Genomic DNA, 24,428 nt, shown 5'->3' with positions numbered 1-24,428 from the left:
CGGTCGCGATCCCCATCTGGATGATTCGAAAGGTCTGAGCCGTGTTCTGGAAGCGGAAGCCGAAGCAGAAGGACGACGAGTCCACCGAAGCAGCGGCCGAGGCCGCGGCGGACGTCGAGGAGGAGGCCGAGGAGGTCGACTCCGAGGACACGGGGCAGAGGTCGGCCGGCACCGGCAACGAGGAGGCCGGCGAGGACGGGAACGGCGACGCCCCGGAGAGGGAGAGCGCCTCCGGCGAGGACACGTCCGAGGACGATGCCGGGGACGTGTTCGCCGACGACTCCGAGGAGGTCGGTGTGACCGGCCCGGACGGCGACGGCATCACCCGGGTGCGCACCTCCGGCACCTTCGAGTTCGACGGCGAGAGCTACGAGGTCGTCGCCAACACGTGGATCGTCGACGCTGACGGGGACGGCGTCGTCGTCATCGACCCCGGCTTCGACGCCGAGGCGGTCCTCGAAGCCGTCGGCAAGCGCGAGATCTACCTCGTGGCCTGCACCAACGCCTACGCCCCGCACATCGCGGGCGCGATCGCGGTCGCGGAGGAGGGGGAGGCCGATATCGCCCTGCACCCCCGAGAGATGCGGCTGTGGCGCCGCTACCACGGCGCCGAGCACCGCCCCGAGATCGAGGTGGAGGGCGAGGGCTCCTTCCAGATCGGCGACCTGCACATCGACGTCCTGGCCCTGCCCGGCAGCTCGCCCGGAACCGTCGGCTACTACGTCAGCGCGCTGGACGCCGTCTTCAGCGGGGACACCCTCCGCAAGGGCGAGCCCGGCATGGTGGGCGACACCTACATCGACTACACCACCCAGCTCGCCTCCATCGGCGAGCGGTTGCTGTCGCTGCCGCCCACCACCCGCATCCTGCCGGACCGCGGCCCCGCCACGACCTCGGGTGCCGAGTCCAAGAACTTCGACGACTGGGTCTGAGCCGGCCTCCGCGCGACGTGCCGCGGCGCCCTCCGGCGGCGCGGCACACGCGTGTGCGGGGAGGCCGTCAACGGCGTCCCACGGACTCCGTCTCGTTCCAGAAGGCGGTGAGCGCGCTCGACGTGGTCTCCGGGGCCTCCACGTTGGGCGAGTGCCCGGCACCGGGCACCACCAGGCGTCGGGCGCCCATCCGCCGGGCCATGTCGTCCTGTTCCGCGGGCGTCCAGGCGTCGTCGTTCTCGCCGTAGAGCACCATCGTCGGCAGATCCAGTGCGGCCAGTTCGTCGACGCGGTCCGCCGCGCCGAGCAGGTCCTCGGCCATGCGCACGTACCCCAGGGCGCTGCTGGACAGGGTCCGCTTCTTGAGGAAGGCGCGGATCTCGGGATCGTCGGTGCGGCTCTGGAGTTCGCACTCGAACCGCTCGTTCCACAGTTCTGTGAGGCGTTCGCTGGTGGGGTCCGGGGACAGCGCGGCGATGAGGCCGCGTGCGCTCTCCGAGCGTTGCCCGTCGAGATGGCCTGGCCCGCTGCACAGGAGGGTCAGCGAGGCCAGTTCGGTCCGCTCAGCCAGAGCGGCCTCACGGGCCACGAGACCGCCGAAGGAGTGGCCCACCAGGTGGACCGGTGTGCCGCCGCCGATGTCGTCAACGGCCTCGGCGACCACCCCGCCGAGCGAGGCGAGCCGGTAGTCGGGGGAGGGCGCCCCCGGGGACGGGGCGAGGGTCTCCGGCCCGGGGGACTCGTAGGTACCGGGCAGGTCGATCGCGACCACCTCCCGGCCGACCTGGGCCAGGCTCTGGAGGAGGGCGATGAAGTCCTCCTTGCTGCCGGTGTAGCCGTGCACCAGGACGGCGGGCGCCAGGTCGGTGCCGCCGGAGGTGGGCAGAGCGCGCAGAGCCGCCAGCGGACCGTGGGACAGGTGGAGGTCCGCTCGCCGCACTCCGGGCGGCAGGTCGAGGAACTTGGGTGTACTCACGTCGGGTCACCTTAGAGCATGCGCGGTGCCGTGGTGCGGGCCCCGCCCGTGGGCGTTCGCCCCGGCCCGCGGTGCCCCCGCACCCTGACGGCCGTGTCCAGGGCGCGGCGGGAGCGGAGCCGGTCAGGTGTTCTCCGGGTCACGGCGGGTGGCACCGCTGCGGGTGCGGCGCCGTCGGCGGACCCGCTTGGGGGCCTCCTCCGAAGCGGCCTCGCGCGCGGGGCCGCCACCGGCGGGGGCCTCCGCGGGCTTCTGCGCGGCGGGGGCGTCTGCCTGGTTCACCGCCGTGCCGCCGCGGGTGCGGCGCCGGGTGCGGCTCCTGCCGCGGCCGCGGCTCTCACCGCGCCCCTCGGTGCCGTTCTCGCCGTGGTTCCCACCGCGGCGTCCGCCCCCGGAGCGACCGCGGCCCCCGCGCTCACCGCGAGGCCCCCCGGTGTCGCCGATGTCCTCGACCTCCTCGGCCTCCAGACCGGCGTGCGTGCGCTTCTCCACCGCGAGTCTGCCCTTGGTCCCCTCGGGGATGTCCAGGGCGGCGAAGAAGTGGCCGGAGGTGGAGTAGGTCTCCTCCGGGTCCGGGAACGGCAGGTCCAGGGCGGTGTTGATGAGCTTCCAGCGCGGCATCTCCTGCCAGTCCACGAACGTGACCGCGGTGCCGCTGCGCCCGGCCCGGCCGGTGCGGCCGATCCGGTGCGTGTAGGTCTTCTCGTCGTCGGGCGTCTCGTAGTTGACCACGTGCGTGACGTGGTCGACGTCCAGGCCCCGGGCGGCCACGTCGGTGGCGACGAGGATGTTGATCTTGCCGTTGCGGAAGGCGCGCAGGGCCCGTTCACGCTGGCTTTGCCCGAGGTCGCCGTGGACGGCCGCCGCGGCGAACCCGCGTGTCTTGAGGTCTCCCGCCACCCGGTCGCAGGCGCGCTTGGTCTGGCAGAACACCATGCTCTGCTCGTGGTCGCGCGCCTGGAGCAGGCGGGCGAGCATCTCGATCTTGTCCATCTGGTGCGTGCGGAACGCGTGCTGGGTGATCCGCCCGGTGATGGAGGAGCCGTCGATCTCGTTGTCGTCACCGGCCCGGATATGGGTGGGCCGGCTCAGGTACTTGCGCGACAGGGAGACGATCTCGCTCGGCATGGTGGCCGAGAAGAGCATGGTCTGCCGTCCGTCCGGGGTCTTGCCGAGGATGCGCTCGATGTCGGGCAGGAAGCCCAGGTCGAGCATCTTGTCGGCTTCGTCCAGCACCACGGCCGAGACCTCGTCGAGGCGCAGGTGCTTCTGCTTCTCCAGGTCGAGGAGGCGGCCCGGGGTGCCCACGACCACGTCGGAGCCCTCCTTGAGGCCGTTGATCTGCGGCTCGTAGGAGCGGCCGCCGTAGACGGTGAGGATGCGCAGACCGTTGCGCTTGCTCGCGGTGGTCAGGTCCGCGGCGACCTGGATGGCCAGCTCGCGGGTGGGGACCACGACCAGGGCCCGGGGGCGCTTGGCCGAGCCCGGGGAGGCCTGCGCCCGCTGGAGCAGCGGGAGCCCGAAGGCCAGGGTCTTGCCGGTACCGGTCCGGGCCTGGCCGATGATGTCGCTGCCGCCCAGGGCGATCGGCAGGGCCTGTTCCTGGATGGGGAAGGGTTCGATGATGCCCTCGGCTTCGAGGGCGTCGGCGATCTCGGTGGTCACACCGAGGTCGCGGAAGGTCGTCGTGGGTTGCGTCGTCTCTTGTGTGCTGCTCAGGGCTCAAGCCTCCATTTCGGCCGGCCGGGCGTTGGCGTGGCCGCGGCGGGGTGCGGTCGCGGGCGGCTCGTCGGCCGCCACGGGGGCGCGGCACAATCCGGTGCCCGGCCGTCCGTGGCCGGGCGCGGTGGCGCTGCCGCCTGGAACCGTGTGGATCGGGACGCTGCCCGTCCGCGGAGCGGTTCCACCCGCGGTCTGTCGTTCGTGTACGAGGGGTCCGTCCCCACGTGGTGAGGGGCGCTTCGAGGTCCGCTGCTGTTGCACAGCCCGGCACCGAACGCCTGCCGTGGTGCGCGGCGACCGCCCCCGATGGGGTGGGGATGGTCACGTCGTCCGCGCACGTGGGTCATCACGCGGAGTCTAGCCCGTGGCGTGCCCGGTGGACACCGTGGTTCACCGGGCTCTGGACGGCGATGGACCTACCCGTTCCCAGCCGGTGCAACCGTGGCGGGGCCGTGTTTAGTCCCTGGTGCGGAGTACAGCGCCGCCGGGCGCTACCCTGACGGGCATGACCACAGGCTCTTCCGTCGAGCCCGGCGTGATCGATCTCCTCGGTTTTCTCGCCTGCGCCGAACTCGACGCCTTCTTCCGTCTGGCCGACGACGCCGCCGCGGCCCCCACTCTCCGGGCGAAGGGGCGACTGGCCGCGCTTGCCGCCGCTGAGCAGGAGCACTACCAGGAGATCCGGAGCCGGTTGGCCGATCTGGGCGTCGACCCGGAGGAGGCCATGGCTCCCTTCGTCGACGTGCTCGACCGGTGGCGGACGCGCACCCGGCCGCAGAGCTGGACGGAGCGCCTCGTCAAGGTCTACGTGGCCGACGGTATCGCCGGGGACTTCTACGCGAAGGTGGCCGCGTTCGCCGACGATGAGACGCGTGCCCTGGTCGAGGGGGTGCTCTCCGAGGCCGGGAGGGCCGACTTCGTGGCCGCCGCGGTGCGGGAGGCCCTGGAGGAGGACCCCAAGGCGGCGGGCCGCCTGGCCCTGTGGGCCCGGCGCCTGGTCGGAGAGGCCCTCAGCCAGGCGCAGGAGGTGGCCGTGGACCGGCCCGCCCTGGCCGCGCTCTTGGCCCGCGGCACGGGCCAGGGCGCCGGTGACGGCACCGACCCCTCCGGGGTGGGCGACCTGGCCGCCGTCAGCAGGATGTTCGCCTCCCTGACCGAGGGGCACACCGGGCGTCTGCGTGCGATGGGCCTGACGGAGTAGGGGAGCGCGTTCACCGTCGCGGCACGGCCGTCCGTCGTGGACGGGCCGGGTAAATTCCCACCGTCTGATGACGATTCCTTGGTCGAAGCACATATAGTCGATGACGTTTCCCGTCTCCAGACCCTCCCGAGTTAGGTACTTCCATGACCCGTGGGACCTCCGTGCGCCACCCACTGGCCGGACTCACCCGTGACTTCCACAGGATCGGCCCGCTGGCCTCCCCGGTCGAGCCCGGCATGGCCGCTGAGCTGGACCAGCACGCCACCGACGTGTGCCGGGCGATCAGCGGTTCGGGTACCGGTCTCACCGCGCACAGCCTCGGGACCTACCTGCACGGCTTCCTCGACGGGTGCCTCGAACGGGGCTGGGACTCCGAGGCCGTCGAGTACGACTGGGAGACCCTGCGCATCCTCGCCATCTGCCGTCTGGCCAAGGAGCGCGGTTTCGTCCGCTAGGTTGGTCCCATCCGCGGGCGGAGGCGATCCGAGCCGCGACCGCCGCGTGGGCACCGGCCCGGTCGGTTCTCCGGCGAAAACCGGACCCCAGGCGTAGGCTGAAGGGGTCCCGGCGGCGGTCGATGGTCGGCTGAGGCCCCGCGCACCGCGCCCGGCCCAGTGTCCCCGCGGAGAGCAACGTGGGATCCGCGGTGTCCAACCGGCCCGGTCGGGCCGGGTCACCGCGCTTGGCGGAGCGGCCCGAGCGGCCGCGAGAAAGGAATGCGAATGAGGAGCGGTCGGCATGGGGCGGCGCGCCCACCGGTCGGCGTCCTGATCCAACAGGACCGCGTCGACTTCGCGCTGTTCGCACTGATCATCGTCGTCGCACTGCTGTCGATGGTCTTCACCGGTCCGGGAAGCGCGGTCTTCTGGCTGGCGCTCGTCCCGATCGTCGCCACGGGGGTCCTGGTGTTCCGCAGGATCGAGCACCTGTCGCGCCTGGAGCTGCGCGACGCCGACTTCCTCTGAGGCCCCGGCGGACGACGTGCGAGGGCGGAGCCTCGCGGCCCCGCCCTCTACCTGTACCCGCATCCTTTTCCCGTGGCCGACGGGTGCGGCCGCGGGCCTCTGCCCGGCTACAGCGGGAAGTCCTCTCCTCCGCGCTGGCCGGGGGTCATGTGGGCGCGCTGTCTCTCGGCCTCGGACCGGTGCCTCTCGGCCTCAGATCGGCGCGTCTCGGCCTCAGGCCGACGCATCGCCGCTTCCCGCCCGGCCGTGTAGGACGCCTCGCCGCCCTCCTCCGTGGTGGGCGTCATCCCGGTCTCCCGCTCGGCCACGTCCAGCCACCGGTGCCAGCGCGACTGCATCGGCCGGATGAGGCCGCCGCCGACGCCGACGACGAGGATGCCGCCGACCGTGGCGAGGACGGCGATCAGGACCGGCATGGTGACGGTCATCGCCACACCCATCTGGCCCAGCGCGGCGATGACGCCGAGCGCCAGGATGGCGATGCCCGCGGCGTTGGCCACGAAGCGGCCGTAGGAGAGCCCGCCGAGCGCTCCGGTGATGAGGTCGCGCACGGCCTTGGCCACCATGGCGGCGACCACGAGGATCACCAGGGCCACGATGGCGCGCGGGATCCAGGCGAGCACGTCGCTGAGCAGGTTGCTGACGGGGTTGGGCCCGAAGACGTTGAACGCGATCGTCAGTACGAACAGCAGCGCGACGTAGTACACGATCTTGCCGCACAGTTCGCTGGCGCCCCAGCGGCTGCGCTCGAAGTACTCACCCACGCCGCCGCGGTGCAGGGCGCGGTCGAGCCCGACCGAGTGCAGCCCCTTGGCGACGATCTTGCCGAGGAGCCATGCGATGAACCACCCCACCACGAGGATCACCAGGAAGCCGACCAGCGCCGGAACGAAGGTCGCCACCGCCTCCCAGGCCGAGGTCAAGCCCTGACCGATGTCCATCACGTCCTCACCCCCGAATCGCTCCTGCCGCCCGGTCCTTGCATCCGTCTCCAGGCGGCTATGGCGTGGAGAAGCGCGAAACTTCTCATATCCGCGATACCCGACCCAGGGAAATTGAACCTTTTGTTCCTGGAATTAGGGGAATGGTGGAAATTGCGGGAATATTTTTATCAAAAATCGGTGAAAAGCGGCGCGGCGAACCCTGGGGCACCGCGCACGGCGAGGGGCCCGGGGACGCGCACGGCGTCCCCGGGCCCCTCGGTTCGGACTCAGGCCTCGCGTTCCTCCGCGGAGCGCTGGAGGTCCCAGCCGCTGATACCGCGCCAGGCCAGGCGGGCGACGAGCTGCTCGGCGGCCTCCTTGGGGACCTCGCCGTAGTTGTTGAGCCAGTAGCGGGCACTGGTCTCGGCCATGCCGACCAGGCCGATGCTCAGCAGGTGCGCCTCCTCGTCGGAGATGCTGGTGTCCTGGCGGATCACCTCGCCGATCAGTTCGGCACAGCGCTGGAAGGTCTGCTCGGTCTTTTCACGCACGGCGGGGAGGTTGCGCAGATCGGATTCGAAGACCAGGCGGAACGCCTCACCGTCGCCCGCGACGAAGTCGAAGTAGGCCCGGAAGCTGGCGATGACGCGCTGCCGGTTGTCGTGGGTGCCCTGGAGGGCCTCGCGCTGCTTCTCGACCAGGGACTCGGAGTGCTCCTCCAGCAGCGCGAGGTAGAGTTCCAGCTTTCCGGGGAAGTGCTGGTACAGGACCGGCTTGCTGACCCCGGCGCGGTCGGCGATCTCGTCCATGGCGGCCGCGTGGTAGCCGCGTGCGACGAAGACCTCCTGGGCCGCGGCCAGGAGTTGGCGTCGGCGCCTGACCCGGGGCAGGCGTGTGCCCCGAGCGCGGGCGTCTGAAGGAGCTGTCACACCCACACCCTCCGAAATCGGCATGGCAGATGCACGCCATCTCGAACATCTGCGTGGATCGTGCCGCCGAACACGACGGTGCGCGTTCCGCGGCCTTCCCCCTATCCTACTGCGGCGTAGGTTTCGCGGGAGCGCGGTGAGGCGCTCGGGCCGCAGCCGGGGGAAGCGCGGTCAACGGTACTCGTCCTCGTCGGCTGCTCCGGCCTCGCGCCGCTGCTCCACCAGGTCGGCCTCGCCCGCCTGGTCCAGGCTCCCGCCCGCGGGCTCCTCCAGCCAGCGGCCGTTCTCCTCCTCGGTGGTCGAGGTGCCCTGTTCCGCGGCGTCGGCCTCCGGGACGGCGGTCGCCGGATCCTCTTCGGTCCCGGGGCGGCTCACGGCGGATCGGTTCTGTGCTGCCATGGGATCCTCCCGACGTATCGCTGCGCGTGTAGGTGACACTACCCTTCAGGGCGTCGCCCAACAGGAACCGCCGGGACGAATCGGCAGGCCGCGGCCGTTGTGGAAAGCGGGGGAGTGCGGTGGCCCGCCGGCCGCGGCGTCCCTCCGGCCCGGCCGGGACGGTGTGTCCCACGCCTCCCCACGGTGGGAATGCGATACCCCACCCGTTAGGTTGGGTATTAAGTGCAAGCGCGCTTCGCGACCGCCGATCCGCGGCCGGAAGGCACCCGGTCAGGACGGGGCGAAGCCACATGAACAGATCCTGAGGAGTCACCGTGTCGCTGCCGCCGCTGGTGGAGCCAGCCGACGAGCTGACCGTGGACGAGGTGCGCCGATACTCGCGGCACCTGATCATCCCGGACGTGGGGATGGACGGGCAGAAGCGCCTGAAGAACGCGAAGGTCCTGGTCGTCGGTGCCGGCGGTCTGGGTTCCCCGGCGCTGCTCTACCTCGCCGCCGCGGGGGTGGGCACCCTCGGCATCATCGACTTCGACGTCGTGGACGAGTCCAACCTCCAGCGCCAGATCATCCACGGGCAGAGCGACGTCGACCGCCCCAAGGCCGAGTCCGCCCGGGACAGCATCAAGGAGGTGAACCCCAACACCGAGGTGGTGCTGCACCTGGAGCGGCTGGAGTCCGACAACGCCCTGGACATCTTCCGCGACTACGACCTGATCCTGGACGGCACCGACAACTTCGCCACCCGCTACCTGGTCAACGACGCCTGCGTGCTGCTGGACAAGCCGTACGTGTGGGGTTCGATCTTCCGCTTCGACGGCCAGGTCAGCGTGTTCTGGAACGAGCACGGGCCGCAGTACCGCGACCTGTACCCCGAGCCGCCGCCGCCCGGGATGGTCCCCTCGTGCGCCGAGGGCGGCGTGCTGGGCGTCCTGTGCGCCTCCATCGGCTCGGTCATGGTGAACGAGGCCATCAAGCTCATCACCGGCATCGGTGAGCCGCTGGTCGGCCGCCTGCTCATCTTCGACGCCCTGGAGATGACCTGGCGCGAGGTGAAGGTCCGCCGGGACCCTGACACCGAGCCGGTCACCGAGCTCATCGACTACGAGGCGTTCTGCGGCGCCGTGTCGGAGGAGGCCACCGAGGCCGCCGCCGACTCGACGATCACCGCCGGCGAGCTCAAGGCCCTTCTGGACAAGGACGAGGACATCTTCCTCGTCGACGTCCGCGAGAAGAACGAGTACGAGATCGTCAGCATCCCCGGCGCCACGCTCATCCCCAAGGGCGAGTTCCTCAACGGGAAGGCGTTCTCGCAGCTTCCGCAGGACAAGCGCATCGTCCTGCACTGCAAGTCGGGTGTGCGCTCGGCCGAGGCACTCGCCGCGGTCAAGAACGCCGGCTTCTCCGACGCCGTGCACGTTGGCGGCGGGGTCCTGGCCTGGGTCAACCAGGTCGACCCGAGCCTGCCCACCTACTAGTCCTGTTCGCGCTCGGGAACCCGGGGACCGGGAACCCGAAGCGTGTGCGAAGGCGCCGGGGCCCGTCCCCGGCGCCTTTGCCGTTCCTTGGGTGCCCTCGGCGCTGGCGAACGGGTACGAAACCCCCACACGGGTCGTCCGGACGGACGGGGGCGGCCCGCCGCTGGGAGGGGGAACCATGCGTGAACAGGCACGCCGGACCGATCTGGTGACCGTCGTGGCCGGAGTGGCCCTGGCCGTGGGCTGGATCTGGCACCAGATGGGCGGCCCCGGTGCGGTGGCCATGCTCCTGCTCGGACTGGCCGCCCTCGTCGGTGCGATCTTCTCCCTGACCCGGCCCGCCGCGATGTCCGGGGAGATCGGCGTCATCGCGGCGGGGGTGGCGGCGATCGCGCTGCCGTGGGCCTTCGGCTTCACCGACCGCCCCGCCGCGGCCCTGACGTCCTGGATCTGCGGGGTCGTGATCACCGCGGCGGGAGCCTACGGCGTGGTCAGGGCGAACCGCACGCGCCGGAGCAACCCCGAACTCGCCTGGAGCGCGCACCGCAACGAGGTCCCGGGCGTGAGCCGCACCTGACCCGGGCGGAGGGCGCCGGGGGCCTCAGAAGTCCATGGGCGCCTCGTGCGGCCCCGGTCCCGTCCCCGAACGGGAGCGGATGCGCCGGACGTGCACCAGCCGGGACAGGCGGATGGCCGGACGGACGAGCATCTGCACGCTGCCGATGAGGAAGCACCACGTTCCCGTGGTCGTCCAGGCCGCGGAGAAGAACATGACACTGCCCACGACGAACCACACTCCGAGCAGGAGGTCGTTGCAGATGCTCGCCGCCTCGTAGCGCAGCCGTACGACCAGCTCGTGCCGGCCGATCCGCACGTCCATAGGCCTCTCCGCGTGGGAACCGGACATGGCACCTCCCGTGTGGCCCCGGCTCTTCCCCCTCCAGGTCTGGGACCTACCCGGTCCGAGCTCCGCGCACGCGGAGGCGGTCCGGCACGTCCTGCCCCGAGCCCCGGCGCCCCCGCCGATGGCCTAGCCTCGGGCGGGTGCGCGACGACGAAGCCCCCTCCGGCCCCGACGAGTACACCGACGACGTCCTGTCCGTGGTCGAGCGGATCCCGCCCGGCCGCGTCATGTCCTACGGCGACGTCGCCGAGTACGTGGGCCGCGGCGGTCCACGGCAGGTCGGCGCGGTCATGTCCGCGTGGGGCGGCGGCGTCCCCTGGTGGCGCGTGGTGCGCGCCGACGGCCGCCCTCCTTCCGGCAACGAGGTGAGAGCGCTCTCCCACTACGCGGCCGAGAGGACCCCCATGCGCCCCGGAAGCGACCGTGTGGACATGCGCGAGGCCCGCTGGGACGGCGTTTCCTGAGTCCCCGGACCCCCGAGCAGCAGCGGTTCCAGGGCGGAGAACACACGAAACGGGCCGAGAAGGTCTCTGCCTTCTGGTGAACTGTTGGTGTGGACTTTGCCCGATACCGACTCGTGCGGCGCGCCCACCGGGCGCAGCCGCCGCCGGTGCTGGACGACAACCAGCGCCGCGTCGTCGAACACCCGGGCGGCCCCCTCCTCGTGCTCGCCGGTCCCGGGACCGGCAAGACCACCACCATCGTGGAGGCGGTGGTGGACCGGGTGGACCACCGCGGGGTGGACCCCTCCCGCATCCTCGTCCTCACCTTCAGCCGCAAGGCCGCCCAGGAACTGCGCGAACGCATCACCGCCCGCCTGCGCCGCACCACCCGCGAACCCCTGGCCCTCACCTTCCACAGCTACGCCTACTCCCTCATCCGCCGCGAGTTCCAGAACATGGGCGACCTGCCGCCCCGGCTGCTGTCCGGACCCGAGCAGCTCATGGAGGTCCGCGAACTGCTCGCCGGAGAGGCCGCCGACGGTGCCCGCGGCTGGCCCGAACGGCTGTGCCCCGCCCTGGAGACCCGCGGGTTCGCCGAGGAACTGCGCGACTTCCTCATGCGCGCCCAGGAACGCGGCCTGGGCCCCGACGAACTGGAGCGGCTGGGCCGCGAGCGAGGCCGTGACGACTGGGAGGCCGCCGCCGGGTTCCTCGACCGCTACACCGGCCGGTTCGACATCGCACCCGTCCCCACGCTCAACTACGCCGAACTGGTCCGGGTCGCGGCCAACATGCTCTCCGACCCCGAACTCCAGGAGCGCGAGCGCGCCGCCCGCGAGATCGTGTTCGTCGACGAGTACCAGGACACCGACCCCGCCCAGGAACAGCTCCTGCGCGCCCTGGCGGGCGACGGCCGTGACCTCGTCGCCGTCGGCGACCCCGACCAGTCCATCTACGGCTTCCGTGGCGCCGAGGTCGACAACATCCTCGAATTCCCGCACCGCTTCCGCGCCGCCGACCGCTCCGAAGCGCCGGTCGTGGCCCTGCGCACCTGCCGCCGCAGCGGCAGCGCGCTGCTGGCAGCCTCCCGCGGCCCCACCCGCCGCCTGCCCGCCGTCCGCTCCGCCGGGGGACGCGTCAACGAGCATCGCGACCTGGTGCCCGGCGAGAACGTCCCCGAAGGGCAGGTCCGGCTCCTCCTGGCCGACAGCGCCGCCCAGGAGGCCGCGGTCATCGCCGACACCCTGCGCCGCGCGCACCTGATCGACGGCGTCCCGTGGTCGCACATGGCGGTCCTGGTGCGCTCCTCCACACGGCAGCTCCCGGCCCTGCGCCGCGCCCTGACCGCGGCGTCCGTCCCCGTCGCCGTGGGCGCCGACGACCTGCCCATCGCCGCCGAACCGCTGGTCCGCCCCCTGCTCGAACTCATCCGCCACGGCCTGTCCCCCGACGGACTCGACGACGACGCCGCACGCGAGCTGCTCACCAGCCCCTTCGGTGAGGCCGACACCGTCCGGCTGCGGCGCCTGGTGCGCGCCCTGCGGCGCCTGGACCTGGACCGGGTCGCCACCGAGGGCGGCGACCACCGCCCCGCCTCCCGACTGCTCGCCGACGCCCTGCGCGACCCCCGCGAACTCGCTCTCGTCGACCCCGAGATCGCCGCTCCCGCCACGCGCGTGGCCGAGGCACTGGCCACCGTGCGCACCCTCGACGCCCAGGGCGCCGACGCCGAACAGGTCCTGTGGGAGCTGTGGCGCGCCAGCGGGCTCGCCGACCGCCTGCTGCGCGCCAGCCTGGCGGGCGGACGCCGAGGTGCCGCTGCCGACCGCGACCTGGACGCCGTGGTCGCCCTGTTCGAGAGCGCGGCGCGCTACTGCGACCGGTTGCCCCCGGGCACCCCCGCCGGGTTCCTGGAGGACCTCGCCGCACAGGAGATCCCCGGCGACAGCATCGCCGACCGCGCACCCGACGGCGAGGCCGTGCGCATCCTCACCGCCCACCGCTCCAAGGGCCTGGAGTGGGGGCTGGTCGTGGTCGCCGGGGTCCAGGAGGGCACCTGGCCCGACCTGCGGCTGCGCGGGTCGCTGCTCGGAGTGGAGGAGCTCGTCGACGCCGATGCGCACTCCGCCGACTCCACCGGCGCGGCCCTGGCCTCCAAACTCCTGCACGAGGAACGGCGCCTGTTCTACGTCGCGCTCACCCGTGCCCGGCACACCCTGGTCGTCACCGCCGTGGGTGGCGAGGACACCGACGAGCGCCCGTCCCGCTTCCTCGGCGAGATGGGCCTGGGCGACCCCGAACCCGTCAGTACCGGCCTGCGCTGGTTGTCCCTGCCCGCGCTCGTGGCCGACCTGCGCTCGGTGGTGACCGACCCCGCCGCACCCGAACCGCTGCGCGAGGCCGCCGCCGCACACCTGGCCCGCCTGGCCGAGGAGGGCGTGCGCGGCGCGGATCCCGCCGAGTGGTACGCGCTGACCCCCTTCACCGACGACGCTCCCCTGGCAGGGGAGGAGGACACCATCCGGGTCTCCCCCTCCCAAGTGGAGAGCTTCACCCGCTGCCAGCTGCGATGGCTCCTCGAACGCGCGGCGGGCGCCTCCTCAGGCGACGCCGCCTCCGCGCTCGGCACCGTGGTGCACGCCATCGCCGTCATGGTCGCCCAGGGCAGCTCCGCGCAGGAGATCGGTGCGGGCATGGACGCGATCTGGTCCGACCTGGACTTCGGTGCGCCCTGGCAGTCCGGCAAACAGCGCGAACGCGCCGACGAGATGGTCCGCAGGCTCATGGACTGGGACGCCGCCAACGACCGCGAACTCGTCCTCACCGAGGAGGGGTTCACGGTGGACGTGGGCGGGATCGAGATCACCGGCCGTGTCGACCGCCTCGAACGCGACGGCGACGGACGCGCCGTCGTCGTCGACATCAAGACCGGTGGGACCAAGGCCGACGACCTCACCCGCCACCCCCAGCTCGGCGTCTACCAGATGGCGGTGCTCAAGGGCGCCTTCGCCAAGCTCGGGCTGGGCGAACCGGGCGGCGCCAGCCTCGTTCAGGTCGGAGCGGCCGCCTACACGCACAAGGCGCGGGAACAGCCCCAGCCCCCGCTCGGGGAGGACCCCGACCCCGCCTGGGCGGAGAACCTGGTCCGTGACGTCGCCTCGGGTATGGGCGGGTCCCGCTTCCAGGCCATCCGCAACGCGGGGTGCGGAGCGTGCGCCGTCCGCGCCTGCTGTCCCGTACAGGACGAGGGACGCCATGTCTGAGCTGTGTCTATGGTCCCTCGCAGGCTCGGGACGGTGCTCGCGGCGTGGAGAACCGGCCTCTTCGTCGTCGCTGCTGCCTTGCTCGTTCCTCGCTGCGGCAGCGGCTCCTCCTGCAGAGACCGGTACGCCGCTCGCGTTGCTTCCGTTCGTTGCCTGTCAGCCGGACGGGTGGGGCTCGGGACGGTGCTCGCGGCGTGGGGAACCGGCCTCTTCGTCGTCGCCCGCCCGCCACCGCCCTCAACCGGCGGCCTTCGTCCGCAGCCCCGCTCCTGCTCGTCCCTCGCCGCGGCTTGTCTGGCAGAAGCCGGTGTGCCCCTCGCGCTTCCCCGCTCGCCGTCCCCCGGCACCACTCTGAGAGCCGCCATGTCTGAGACCATTTTCCCCTCTCCCTCCCCCTCCGCCGAGGCGGACGCGCCTCCCGTCTTCCCCCGGCTGACCCCGGCCGAACTGGCGCGCCTGCTCGGCCAGCCCGAACCCACGCCGGAGCAGTCCGCGGTGATCTCCGCGCCCCTGGAACCCGGCGTCGTCATCGCGGGTGCGGGGTCGGGCAAGAGCGAGACCATGGCCTCCCGCGTCGTGTGGCTGGTCGCCAACGGGCACGTGCGGCCCGAACAGGTCCTCGGTCTGACCTTCACCCGCAAGGCCACCGCCGAACTCGCCGAGCGCGTGCGCAAGCGCCTGGACCAGTTGCGTGCCACCGAGCAGTTGCCCGAGGAGGTCCTGGACGGCGAACCCACCGTGTCCACCTACAACGCCTACGCCGGGAGGATCGTCGGGGACCACGCCCTGCGCGAGGCGGTCGAGCCCACCTCCCGCCTGCTCAGCGAGGGCCAGTCCTGGCAACTGGCCTCCCGCGTCGTGGGCTCCTACGACGGCCCCATGGACCTCATCACCGTCGGGGCCGACACCGTCACCCAGCGGGTCCTGCACCTGTCCGGCCAGATCGCCGACCACCTGAGCAGCCCCGGCCGGGTGCGCGGCATCGGCGCGTGGATCCGCTCCCAGGTGGACGCGCTGCCCAAGAAGCCCGCCAAGGCCACCCGCGACCTCGCGGACACCCAGCGACGCCGCGAACAGCTCCTGCCGCTCGTGGAGCGCTACGAGCACGCCAAGCACGTCCGCGAGGCCATGGACTTCGGCGACCAGATGGCCCTGGCCGCGCGCATCGCCGAGAACCACCCCGAGGTGGGACTCGTCGAACGCGGCCGGTTCCGCGTCGTCCTCCTGGACGAGTACCAGGACACCAGCCACGCCCAGCTCGTCCTGTTGCGCGCCCTGTTCGGCGAGGGCCACGCCGTGACCGCCGTCGGCGACCCCTGCCAGTCCATCTACGGATGGCGGGGCGCGATCGCCGCCAATCTCACCCGCTTCCCCACCGACTTCCCCGTCGCCCCCGGGCGGCCCGCGCCGGTGCGGCTGCTCTCCACCAGCTTCCGCAACGGCGAGCGTGTCCTGGCCGCCGCCCAGCGCATCGCCGAACCGCTGCGCGATGAGGCGCCCGAGGTCCCCGTCCTGTACCCGGGACCGGCCCGCCAGGGGCGCGGCACAGTGCTCGGCGCCCTGTTCGCCACGGAGACCGAGGAAGCGGAGTGGATCGCCGACCAGGTGCGCGAACTGGTCGAGGCGAGTCCGGGCCAGGCGGGCGGCTCCCACATCGCGCCGGACTTCCTGCCCTGGCCCGACGGGGAGTCCGGCGGCGGCGCTGACGGCCGGGTCGGCCCGGGCGACATCGCCGTCCTGTGCCGCAAGCGGGCACAGTTCCCGCCCCTGCGCGAGGCACTGGAGGCGCGCGGCATCCCCGTGGAGGTCGTCGGACTGGGCGGCCTCATGCTCGTCCCCGAGGTGCGCGACATCATCGCCACCCTGCGCGTGGTCCACGACGCCTCCGCCGGAAACGAACTCGCCCGGCTGCTCACCGGCCCCCGCTGGCGGCTGGGCCCCCGCGACCTCGCCGCCCTGGGCAGCCGGGCCGCCGAACTCGCCCGGCACACCCGCCGCGACCTCACCGCCGACGAACCGGAGCACACCCCCGACGACGACCTCCTGCGGCGCACCGTCCTGGACCTGACCGCCGAGAGCGGCAGCCTCGTCGACGCCGTGGACGACCCCGGACCCGCCGAGCACTACTCCGAGGCCGCGTACGAGCGCCTGGGCCGTCTGGCGGAGGAGCTGCGCTCACTGCGCACGATGCTCGGCCAGCCCCTGCCGGACCTGGTCACCGAGGTCGAGCGCATGCTCGGACTCGACATCGAGGTGGGCGCCCGCAGCGGGCGCGAACCCCTGTCGGCGCGCGCGGACCTGGACGCCTTCGTCGACCACGCGGTCCGCTTCGTCGGCAACAGCGAGGACCCCACCTTGGGCGGCTTCCTCAGCTACCTCAACGCCGCAGAGGAGAACGAGAGCGCGCTGGCCCCGGGCGAGCGCGTCGGCGGCTCCGACAGCGTCAAACTCATGACCGTGCACGGCGCCAAGGGGCTCCAGTGGCCCGTGGTGGTCGTGCCCGGACTCAGCGGCGGAACCAGGGCGCCGCTGTTCCCCGCCAAGGCCAGGGACGCGCTGGCCTGGGTGAAGGCCGAACACCACCTGCCCTACCCGCTGCGCGGCGACCGGGCGAGCCTGCCCGAACTGGCGGGGGTGGCCAAGAGGGACATCGACGCGTTCAAGGAGGCCGAGGAGGCCCGCCACCTCATGGAGGAGAGGCGGCTGGCCTACGTGGCCGTCACCCGGGCCTCCTTCGCCCTGCTGTGCACCGGTCACTGGTGGGGCCGCACGGGAGGTACGCCGCGCGGCCCGTCGGTGTTCCTGGAGGAGGTTCGCGACGCGTGCGGTGCCGGGGCGGGCCGGGTCCTCCACTGGGCGCCGCCGCCGGACCCGGAGGCGACCAACCCGCACCACGACGAGGACGACAGCGCGGTGTGGCCGCCCGCCCCGGAGGAGGAGGCCGCACGGGCCGCCGAAGCGGGGGAGGAGCCGCCCGCCCCAGCCCGCAGGCACGCCGAGATCCTGGCGGGTGCCGCCCTCGTGGAACGCGCCAGGCACCGCCTGCGCTCGAAGGAGGCCCCCGTCGAGGGGGAACCGGCCCCCGCCGGACTGCGCCGACGCCTCCAGGGCTGGGAGCGCGACACCGCGCTGCTCCTCGGCCACCGCCGCGCCACCGAGGAGGCTCGGAGCGAGGGGCCGGTGCAGGTGGAGCTGCCCGACCACCTGTCGGTGTCGTCCATGGTGTGGCTGGCCCGCGACCCCTCCGCGCTCGCCCGGCAGATCCGCCGCCCGCTGCCCCGCCCGCCCGCCCCGCACACCCGCCGGGGCACTGCCTTCCACACCTGGCTGGAGCGGCGGTTCGGCGCCAACGCCGTGCTGCTGGACGAGCTGCCCGGCGCGGCCGACGAGACGGCCGGAGAGGACGATGACCTGGCCGAGCTGCGGCGCCGCTTCGAGGAGAGCGCATGGGGCGCGCGGATCCCGGTCGAGGTGGAGACGCCCTTCGAGACGGTCATCGGCGACCGGCTCATCCGGGGGCGCATGGACGCGGTCTTCCACGACGCCGCCACGGGCCGCTACGACGTGGTCGACTGGAAGACCGGTCACCCGCCCTCCACCGAGGCCGAGCGCCGCGCGGTGGGCGTGCAGCTGGCCGCCTACCGGATCGCCTGGGCCGACCTGGCGGGCGTGCCGCTGGAGGAGGTCCGCGCCGCCTTCCACTACGTCCGTGCCGGTGAGACCGTCCGCCCCGCCGACCTGCTCGACGCGGACGGCCTCGCCGCGCTCATCGACTCGGTCCCCGAACCGGACTGAGCCCTCAGATGACGCCGAAGACGAACCCGCCCGGCGCGTCGGTGTCCTCGCCGAACAGGTACTCGCGCGCGGACAGGACGAACTCCCGGCGGCTGATGGTGCCGTCGCCGTCGGTGTCCAGTTGCGTGAAGCGGGCCAGCGCGTTCTCGGCGGCGGCGCCGAGGACCTTGGCGTAGGCGGTGTACTCGGCCTCGCTGATGGAGCCGTCGTCGTCGGCGTCCAGGAGGTCGAAGGCGGCCTCGGCCACGCCCTCGGTCATGTTGAACCGGCTGCGGTCCTCGGAGGCCAGGTGCATGGCCGTGACGAAGGAGTCCTTGTCCAGGCGCGTCCCGGTCCGGGTGCCGTGGCGCAGCAGCTCCAGCCACAGCATCTGGTAGGAGGCGTGGATGGCCTGGGCACGGCGGTCGTCCGGCTCCAGCGCGTAGCCGCTCATGTAGCTGTCGACCAGGCGCTGGTAGTCGTCCCAGGTGACGGCCTCGTCCCTGTCGGTGTCGAGGGCGTCGAAGAGCCGTCCGAACCGCTCGGCGATCGCGGGGGAGGGGGTGCTGCTGCGCACGGGTGTTCCTCTCGTCGGGGCAGGGGGGCTCGGATCCTTGTGCCCCCGTCCTCGTTCGAGTCTCGCGCATCCGGAACGGTTGCGTGGGGCCGACCGCACATCTGCGGACGACGGGGAAGCGCACCTCACAGCCGCTGGCACACCCCCGGGCATGCGCCGCGCACCGACGGGTGTTACTCCTTGAGCAGGGCCGTCCCCGGCGGCCGCCAGAGCACACCCCGGAAGGACCCATGGACGCCGACCCCACACCCCGCCTGTCCCGTTCCGCGGTCGACCCAGCGGGGCACCTGCGTGCGGACGACACGTGGCTGGGCCAGGCGTGGGCGGACCCCCGGACCAGGGTCTTGGCGCTGGAGGGCGGGGACCCGTCCCACCACGGCTGGCGGGCGCTCCTGGCCAAGCAGTCGCGTGCCCTCGTCACCACCGGGGACACACCCGAACTCGTGCTGACCGGACCGGAAGAGGCACCGGAGGGCGAGCGGTACCTGTTGGGAGTCGAGGACGGCACCGCCTACTTCGCCGTCCGCTCCCAGGGGGAACTCGTCCCCGCAGACGGCTCCCGTCCCGCGTCCCTGCGCGAGATCGGCGCGATCCTGGGCGACCGCGACACCGGGCTGCTCACCCGGGCCGTGGCGCTCGCCAACTGGAACGCCACACACGGGTTCTGCCCGCGCTGCGGCTCCCCGACCGCCATGGCCTCGGCCGGGCACGTGCGCGTGTGCGAACGGGAGGACGTCCAGCAGTTCCCGCGTACGGACCCGGCGGTGATCATGCTGGTGCACCGCGAGCGCGACGGGCGCGAGGAGGCACTGCTGGGCCACAACCCCCACTGGCCCGAGGGCCGGTTCTCCGTCCTCGCCGGCTTCGTCGACGCGGGGGAGTCGCTGGAGCAGGCGGTGATCCGCGAGGTGGCCGAGGAGGCGGGCGTCGTCGTGGAGGACCCGCGGTACCTGGCCTCGCAGCCCTGGCCGTTCCCACGCAGCCTGATGGTGGGCTACACGGCGCGGGCGGTCGCCGAGACCGAGCCCACCGATGACGAGATCGCCGAGACGCGCTGGTTCACCCGGGAGGGACTTGCGCGGGCGGCACACTCCGGAGAGGTCGTGCTGCCCGGGCGGGTCTCCATCGCCCGGACCCTCATCGAGCACTGGTACGGGGGACCGCTGCCCGGCGAGTGGTGACGGGCCGCGCCCCGGAGTCAGTTCACCCCGGGGGAGTCGAGTTCGTCGGGCAGTGGGGTCAGGGGGCTGGTGCTGCTCTCCACCACGTCCCGTGCCAGCTCGGCGACCTTGCGGCCCCGGGACCGGGCGGAGGAGCGCAGCCGCTCGAACGCCTCCCTGGGCATCAGCGTGTGCCGCTCAGCCAGCACACCGATCGCCTGCTCGACGACCACCCGTGAATGGAGGGCGTGCTCCAGTTGCGCGATCGTGTGGCGCAGCCGCTCCACCTCGGTCGCCCCTTCCGGAGCGCGGCCCGGCGACTGCGTCCGCTGGGCGGGCACCCCCGCCTCGCTCGACAGCAGGTCCGCCAGGACCATGGCGCTGACCAGGTCGGGCACCTCCTGTCCGCCGTCCAGACGCCATCCGTTCGGGGTACGGCGCACCACGTCGGTGTTCACCGTGTCGGCGACCGCTATGTCATGAGGCCTCATGTCGTCCCCCAACTCCAACCTCCCCGTCGTCCGTCTTCGTTCACGCCGACCGGGCCGGTCGTGGGACGGTGAGCGGCCGCCACCGGGGCGGCCGCTCCGGGGAGGGGTACCCGCGGTGCGGACCGCGCCCCCGCCACGGCGGGGCACGGTCCGCTCACCGGCCTACGCCAACTCGGCCAGTTTCTTCTTCACCTGAGCGAGCGACGGGTTGGTCATCGCCGCGCCGTCGCTGAAGACCAGGGTGGGCACCGTCTGGTTCCCGCCGTTGACCTTCATCACGAGGTCCGCGGACTCCGGGTGCTCCTCGATGTTCACCTCGGTTCCGGTGATCCCCTCGCGTGCGAGCTGGCCCTTGAGCCGCCTGCAGTACCCGCACCAGGGGGTGGTGTACATCGTGAACTGCCCGTCGTCCGTGTTCGTCATATCGCTCACGTCTTCCCGTCCTGAGATCGTGGGGGTCGGTCCTCCCGTGTCAACACCGGCTGTCCCGAGCCGCTTCCCGTGATCTCCCGAACACTTCGTGGGACGCCGCCGGAGCCCGACTGGTTCCGGACTCCGTCGGGTTCGGTCGGGGACGGGCGGTGCGATCCGTCCCCCACCGACACCGATACTTGAGAGACTGTCCCCTCAGACCACCCGACGCCCCCGACCCATCGCAGGAGCAGCATGGACCCCGACCGCCTCCTGGAAGGACTGGACCCGGAACAGACCCAGGCCGCGCGCGCCCTGCGCGGCCCCGTGTGCATCCTGGCCGGAGCCGGGACGGGCAAGACCCGCGCCATCACCCACCGCGTCGCCTACGCGGTCGCCAGCGGCGTGGTCTCCGAACAGCAGATCCTCGCCGTCACCTTCACCGCACGGGCAGCGGGGGAGATGCGCGGCCGCCTGCGCGCCCTCGGGGCGCCCCGGGTCCAGGCGCGCACCTTCCACTCCGCCGCCCTGCGCCAGTTGGGCTACTTCTGGCCGCAGGTCGTCGGCGGCGAGAAGCCCACACTCATCGACAGCAAGGCCAGGGTGGTGGCGCGCGCCGCCCACGCGGTCGGCCTCCAGCCCGACCGCGTGGGCGTACGCGACCTGGCCGCCGAGATCGAGTGGGCCAAGGTCACCCAGGTGCGGCCCGAGGACTACGACAAGGCGGCCGCCAAGGCCGGGCGCCAGCCCCCCATGTCGGCGGTGGAGGTCACTCGTGTCTTCGAGTCCTACGAGGAGCTGCGCCGCGAGCACAACCTCCTCGACTTCGAGTCGATGCTCGAACTCACCGCCGGCATGATCACCGAGCACCCGGCGATCGCCCAGAAGGTCCGCGACCAGTACCGGTACTTCGTCGTCGACGAGTTCCAGGACGTCAACCCGTTGCAGAAGCTGCTGCTGGACGCCTGGCTCGGCGACCGCGACGACCTCTGCGTGGTCGGCGACCCCAGCCAGACCATCTACTCCTTCGCGGGCGCCACCCCCGGCTACCTCACGGGGTTCTCGCACCGCTACCCCCACGCCACCGTCGTCGAACTGGTCCGTGACTACCGGTCCACACCCCAGGTGGTGCGGGTGGCCAACCATGTCATCGGACAGGCGCGCGGCAGCGTGTCGGCCGGCAGCCTCACCCTTCAGGCGCAGCGCCCCGACGGTCCCGACGCGATGTACCAGGAGTACGACGACGAACCCGCCGAGGCCACCGGTGTGGCGCGCAAGATCGGCCTCCTCGTCGAACAGGGCACCCCCGCGAGCGAGATCGCGGTCCTGGTGCGCACCAACTCCCAGTCGGCCGCCTACGAGCAGGCCCTGACCGATGAGGGGGTGCCGTTCACGGTGCGCGGTACCGCCCGGTTCTTCGAGCGGCCCGAGATTCGCCAGGCCGTGCACACCCTGCGCGGCGCCCGGCACGGCGCGGCGGGGGAGGAGCCCGAACCGCTGGTGCCCACGGTCCGCCAGCTCCTGGGGCAGCTCGGCCTGGTCGAGACGGCGCCCGAGGGCCGCCAGGCCCGCGAGCGCTGGGAGTCGCTGTCGGCCCTGGCCCAGCTCGCCGAGGACATGGCCGCCACAGCGGGGCCGGGCGGGCGCCCCGCCACCATGGCCGACTTCGTCGACGAGCTGGACGCCCGCATGGCCACCGAGCACGCCCCCGGGTTCGAGGGTGTGACGATCGCGTCGCTGCACGCGGCGAAGGGCCTGGAGTGGGACGCGGTGTTCCTGGTGGGCCTGACCGAGGGCATGGTGCCGATCGTCTACGCCGAGACCGACGACCAAGTGGAGGAGGAGCGCCGCCTGTTCTACGTCGGGGTGACCCGTGCGCGGCGGGACCTGTGCATGTCGTGGGCGCTGGCCCGCTCGCCCGGGGGGCGCCGAACGCGCAAGCCCTCCCGGTTCCTGGACGGCCTGCGTCCCGCCTCCCCGTCCACCTCGGCCCGCCGTGCCGAGCGCCGCCGCGACAGCACGGTGCGCTGCCGGGTGTGCGGCGCGACCCTCGCCGACGCGGCGGAGCGCAAGCTGGGCCGCTGCCTGGACTGCCCCTCCACCTACGACGAGGCCCTGCTGGAACGGCTGCGCGAGTGGCGCCGCTCCACGGCCCTGGAACAGAAGGTCCCCGCCTACGTGGTCTTCACGGACGCCACCCTCCAGGCGGTCGCCGAGCAGGAACCGTCCAGCCTCACGCAGTTGTCGGCAGTGTCCGGTGTGGGAGCGGTGAAACTGGACCGCTACGGTGATGCGGTACTCGCGTTGGTCGCGGGTGCCGACCCGGCCGCGCTCGCTCAGGACGCGCGGGCCGAGGCCGGGGACGGCGTTGAGGGCGAGGACGGGGAGGAGCCGACCCATGAGTGAGGCCGCGATGAGTGAGTCCGCGGGCGCCGAGGGCCAGGGGCAGTCCCTGGAGGACCTGTTGAGGGTCCTCGACCTGGAGCGCATCGAGAACGACATCTTCCGGGGCAACAGCCCCGACGAGGGGCCACAGCGCGTCTTCGGCGGCTTGGTGGCCGGCCAGGCACTGGTCGCTGCGGGCCGCACCGTGCCCGAGGAGCGCCACGTCCACTCGCTCCACGCGTACTTCATCCGCCCCGGCGACCCGGCGGTGCCGATCGTCTACGAGGTGGACCGGGCCCGCGACGGGCGCTCGTTCACCACGCGCCGGGTGGTGGCGATCCAGCACGGCAAGCCGATCTTCACCCTGTCGGCCTCCTTCCACAAGGCGGAGCCGGGGCTGGACCACCAGGTCCCGATGCCCGACGTTCCGGCGCCCGAGGAGCTGCCGAGCCGGGACGAGCGGCTCCAGGACGTGCTCGGGCGGGTGCCCGGGTTCGTGCGGTGGCACCCCATCGAACTGCGCCCGGTGGGGCCGCTGTCGATCGAGGCCCAGCGCAAGCCGTGGATGCGCACCAACACCAACCCCATCTGGCTCAAGGTCAACGGCAAGCTGCCGGACGACCCGCTCACCCAGGTGTGCCTGATGACCTACGCCTCGGACATGACACTGCTGGACACCGTGCTGCTCAGGCACGGCAAGACCCCGGTGGGGGTCGCCATGGCCAGCCTCGACCACGCGATGTGGTTCCACCGTCCCTTCCGCGCCGACGAGTGGCTGCTGTACGCGCAGGAGACGCCCAGTGCCCAGGGCGCCCGGGGCCTGGCCCGCGGGCTGGTCTACACCCGGGACGGGCAGCTGGTGTGCTCCGTCGTCCAGGAGGGCCTGATCCGCGTCACCGACGACGCCTAGGACCCGGGTGCGGCCCCGCGGGTGCGGCCCCGCGCCCGCGGAAAGTTCCTCGAATCCGTGGCCGGATACGGCCGTTTTCGCAGGTAGAAAATGGGTTGCCGATCTTCTTGGCCGCCCCGTAGTGTGTACACCGTCGCTAGGACCGCTCTCGGCGCAGGTGCAAGACCCTGCTGCCCGGCATGGAAGGAGGTGCCCTGTCAGATGATCGACTTCACCGCTGTCACCGGCTTCGTCGCCGTCTCCGCCATGCCGTCGGTCCAGGGTCTGCCGACCCGTGTCCAGGGCACCGCCTCGAGTGGTCGTCCCGGCTCGTTCGTCTGGTCCGTCACCTCCGGCGGTACCGGTCTCGGCATCGCCGAGAGCTGTGTGTACGGCCTCGGCGGGCTGCGTGAGTCGGCGGGACACCCGGGTCTGAAGCCCGAACACTCCGCCGCCGAGCGCAACCGCGTCCGGACCGGTCCCGAACTCGCCCCTGAACAAGGCGAGCACGTGGCGGATCGCGCCGAAGCAACCCCGCGCCGTGATGGCGCAGTGGGGCAGTGTCCACGGAGAATCCCGGCCTAGAGCAGCACAGGCCGAGAGTTTCGA

At 72.4% G+C, this 24,428-nt stretch carries 23 protein-coding genes; 14 read left to right on the top strand and 9 right to left on the bottom strand.

Annotated features, from left to right (window positions below):
• Positions 1 to 41 precede the first annotated feature (41 nt).
• Complete coding sequence (locus tag B042_RS0112825) at positions 42 to 932, top strand: MBL fold metallo-hydrolase (protein WP_028648630.1); 891 nt, start codon at positions 42 to 44, stop codon at positions 930 to 932.
• Between the two features lie 67 nt (positions 933 to 999).
• Here B042_RS0112825 and B042_RS0112820 read toward each other — a convergent pair whose 3' ends face one another.
• Both B042_RS0112820 and B042_RS0112815 read right to left on the bottom strand, forming a co-directional pair.
• Complete coding sequence (locus tag B042_RS0112820) at positions 1,000 to 1,908, bottom strand: alpha/beta fold hydrolase (protein WP_028648629.1); 909 nt, start codon at positions 1,906 to 1,908, stop codon at positions 1,000 to 1,002.
• A gap of 123 nt (positions 1,909 to 2,031) precedes the next feature.
• A complete protein-coding gene (locus tag B042_RS0112815; RefSeq protein ID WP_028648628.1) occupies positions 2,032 to 3,573 on the bottom strand; it encodes a DEAD/DEAH box helicase in 1,542 nt (513 codons plus the stop codon).
• Positions 3,574 to 4,135: 562 nt separating this feature from the next.
• Here B042_RS0112815 and B042_RS0112810 point away from each other — a divergent pair.
• The 3 genes from B042_RS0112810 to B042_RS0112800 all read left to right on the top strand — a co-directional run bounded on the left by B042_RS0112810 (position 4,136) and on the right by B042_RS0112800 (position 5,796).
• On the top strand, positions 4,136 to 4,831 hold the full coding sequence (locus B042_RS0112810) for a ferritin-like fold-containing protein (protein ID WP_028648627.1): 696 nt from the start codon (positions 4,136 to 4,138) through the stop codon (positions 4,829 to 4,831).
• Between the two features lie 143 nt (positions 4,832 to 4,974).
• Positions 4,975 to 5,286: a DUF6401 family natural product biosynthesis protein gene (locus B042_RS0112805; protein ID WP_028648626.1), complete on the top strand. Its 312-nt coding sequence runs from the start codon at positions 4,975 to 4,977 to the stop codon at positions 5,284 to 5,286.
• Positions 5,287 to 5,553: 267 nt separating this feature from the next.
• Positions 5,554 to 5,796, top strand: a complete 243-nt coding sequence (locus B042_RS0112800) for a hypothetical protein (protein ID WP_028648625.1) — start codon at positions 5,554 to 5,556, stop codon at positions 5,794 to 5,796.
• A gap of 107 nt (positions 5,797 to 5,903) precedes the next feature.
• On the opposite strand, the gene B042_RS0112795 is transcribed toward B042_RS0112800, so the two are convergent.
• The 3 genes from B042_RS0112795 to B042_RS0112785 form a co-directional block, all read right to left on the bottom strand.
• Positions 5,904 to 6,737, bottom strand: a complete 834-nt coding sequence (locus B042_RS0112795) for a hypothetical protein (protein WP_028648624.1) — start codon at positions 6,735 to 6,737, stop codon at positions 5,904 to 5,906.
• A gap of 269 nt (positions 6,738 to 7,006) precedes the next feature.
• Positions 7,007 to 7,648 carry a TetR/AcrR family transcriptional regulator gene (locus tag B042_RS0112790; RefSeq protein WP_028648623.1) on the bottom strand — a complete coding sequence of 214 codons (642 nt, stop codon included), beginning with the start codon at positions 7,646 to 7,648 and terminating at the stop codon, positions 7,007 to 7,009.
• A gap of 171 nt (positions 7,649 to 7,819) precedes the next feature.
• On the bottom strand, positions 7,820 to 8,047 hold the full coding sequence (locus B042_RS0112785) for a hypothetical protein (protein ID WP_028648622.1): 228 nt from the start codon (positions 8,045 to 8,047) through the stop codon (positions 7,820 to 7,822).
• Positions 8,048 to 8,361: 314 nt separating this feature from the next.
• Here B042_RS0112785 and moeZ point away from each other — a divergent pair, with 314 nt between their 5' ends.
• Both moeZ and B042_RS0112775 read left to right on the top strand, forming a co-directional pair.
• Positions 8,362 to 9,522, top strand: a complete 1,161-nt coding sequence (moeZ, locus tag B042_RS0112780) for an adenylyltransferase/sulfurtransferase MoeZ (protein ID WP_028648621.1) — start codon at positions 8,362 to 8,364, stop codon at positions 9,520 to 9,522.
• Between the two features lie 178 nt (positions 9,523 to 9,700).
• Complete coding sequence (locus tag B042_RS0112775) at positions 9,701 to 10,099, top strand: SPW repeat protein (RefSeq protein ID WP_028648620.1); 399 nt, start codon at positions 9,701 to 9,703, stop codon at positions 10,097 to 10,099.
• A gap of 24 nt (positions 10,100 to 10,123) precedes the next feature.
• Here B042_RS0112775 and B042_RS0112770 read toward each other — a convergent pair whose 3' ends face one another.
• Entirely contained in the window at positions 10,124 to 10,429 is a 306-nt protein-coding gene (locus tag B042_RS0112770; protein ID WP_028648619.1) for a YrhK family protein, read from the bottom strand.
• Here B042_RS0112770 and B042_RS26880 point away from each other — a divergent pair.
• The 4 genes from B042_RS26880 to B042_RS0112755 all read left to right on the top strand — a co-directional run bounded on the left by B042_RS26880 (position 10,428) and on the right by B042_RS0112755 (position 17,927).
• Positions 10,428 to 10,556 carry a hypothetical protein gene (locus B042_RS26880; protein WP_255342343.1) on the top strand — a complete coding sequence of 43 codons (129 nt, stop codon included), beginning with the start codon at positions 10,428 to 10,430 and terminating at the stop codon, positions 10,554 to 10,556. The two genes, B042_RS0112770 and B042_RS26880, sit on opposite strands and share 2 nt — an antisense overlap.
• A 10-nt stretch (positions 10,557 to 10,566) precedes the next feature.
• Complete coding sequence (locus B042_RS0112765; protein WP_028648618.1) at positions 10,567 to 10,890, top strand: MGMT family protein; 324 nt, start codon at positions 10,567 to 10,569, stop codon at positions 10,888 to 10,890.
• 113 nt (positions 10,891 to 11,003) lie between these two features.
• The gene (locus B042_RS0112760) at positions 11,004 to 14,132 is read left to right on the top strand and encodes an ATP-dependent DNA helicase (RefSeq protein ID WP_028648617.1); all 3,129 of its coding nucleotides are present in this window, start codon (positions 11,004 to 11,006) and stop codon (positions 14,130 to 14,132) included.
• Between the two features lie 363 nt (positions 14,133 to 14,495).
• Positions 14,496 to 17,927, top strand: coding sequence for an ATP-dependent helicase (locus B042_RS0112755; protein WP_028648616.1), 3,432 nt, complete (start codon positions 14,496 to 14,498; stop codon positions 17,925 to 17,927).
• A gap of 4 nt (positions 17,928 to 17,931) precedes the next feature.
• On the opposite strand, the gene B042_RS0112750 is transcribed toward B042_RS0112755, so the two are convergent.
• Positions 17,932 to 18,483 (bottom strand): EF-hand domain-containing protein, encoded by a 552-nt coding sequence (locus tag B042_RS0112750; protein WP_028648615.1) that lies wholly within the window; start codon positions 18,481 to 18,483, stop codon positions 17,932 to 17,934.
• Between the two features lie 230 nt (positions 18,484 to 18,713).
• On the opposite strand from B042_RS0112750, the gene nudC reads away from it, so the two are divergent.
• On the top strand, positions 18,714 to 19,664 hold the full coding sequence (gene nudC / locus B042_RS0112745; protein ID WP_028648614.1) for an NAD(+) diphosphatase: 951 nt from the start codon (positions 18,714 to 18,716) through the stop codon (positions 19,662 to 19,664).
• Positions 19,665 to 19,681: 17 nt separating this feature from the next.
• Here the strand turns inward: nudC and B042_RS0112740 are convergent, their stop codons facing one another.
• Positions 19,682 to 20,134: an ANTAR domain-containing protein gene (locus B042_RS0112740; protein WP_028648613.1), complete on the bottom strand. Its 453-nt coding sequence runs from the start codon at positions 20,132 to 20,134 to the stop codon at positions 19,682 to 19,684.
• A gap of 162 nt (positions 20,135 to 20,296) precedes the next feature.
• On the bottom strand, positions 20,297 to 20,557 hold the full coding sequence (locus tag B042_RS0112735) for a mycoredoxin (protein WP_028648612.1): 261 nt from the start codon (positions 20,555 to 20,557) through the stop codon (positions 20,297 to 20,299).
• 243 nt (positions 20,558 to 20,800) lie between these two features.
• On the opposite strand from B042_RS0112735, the gene B042_RS0112730 reads away from it, so the two are divergent.
• From B042_RS0112730 to B042_RS0112720, 3 genes are all read left to right on the top strand, one after another.
• Entirely contained in the window at positions 20,801 to 22,951 is a 2,151-nt protein-coding gene (locus B042_RS0112730) for an ATP-dependent DNA helicase UvrD2 (RefSeq protein ID WP_028648611.1), read from the top strand.
• A gap of 7 nt (positions 22,952 to 22,958) precedes the next feature.
• The gene (gene tesB, locus B042_RS0112725; protein ID WP_028648610.1) at positions 22,959 to 23,840 is read left to right on the top strand and encodes an acyl-CoA thioesterase II; all 882 of its coding nucleotides are present in this window, start codon (positions 22,959 to 22,961) and stop codon (positions 23,838 to 23,840) included.
• Positions 23,841 to 24,041: 201 nt separating this feature from the next.
• On the top strand, positions 24,042 to 24,404 hold the full coding sequence (locus B042_RS0112720; protein WP_028648609.1) for a hypothetical protein: 363 nt from the start codon (positions 24,042 to 24,044) through the stop codon (positions 24,402 to 24,404).
• Positions 24,405 to 24,428: the final 24 nt, after the last annotated feature.

The sequence above is a fragment of the Nocardiopsis sp. CNT312 genome, assembly GCF_000515115.1.
Taxonomy (GTDB): Bacteria; Actinomycetota; Actinomycetes; order Streptosporangiales; family Streptosporangiaceae; genus Nocardiopsis.
The sequence above is the reverse complement of the archived record's forward strand: the minus strand, read 5'-3'. Positions and strand labels throughout refer to the sequence as shown.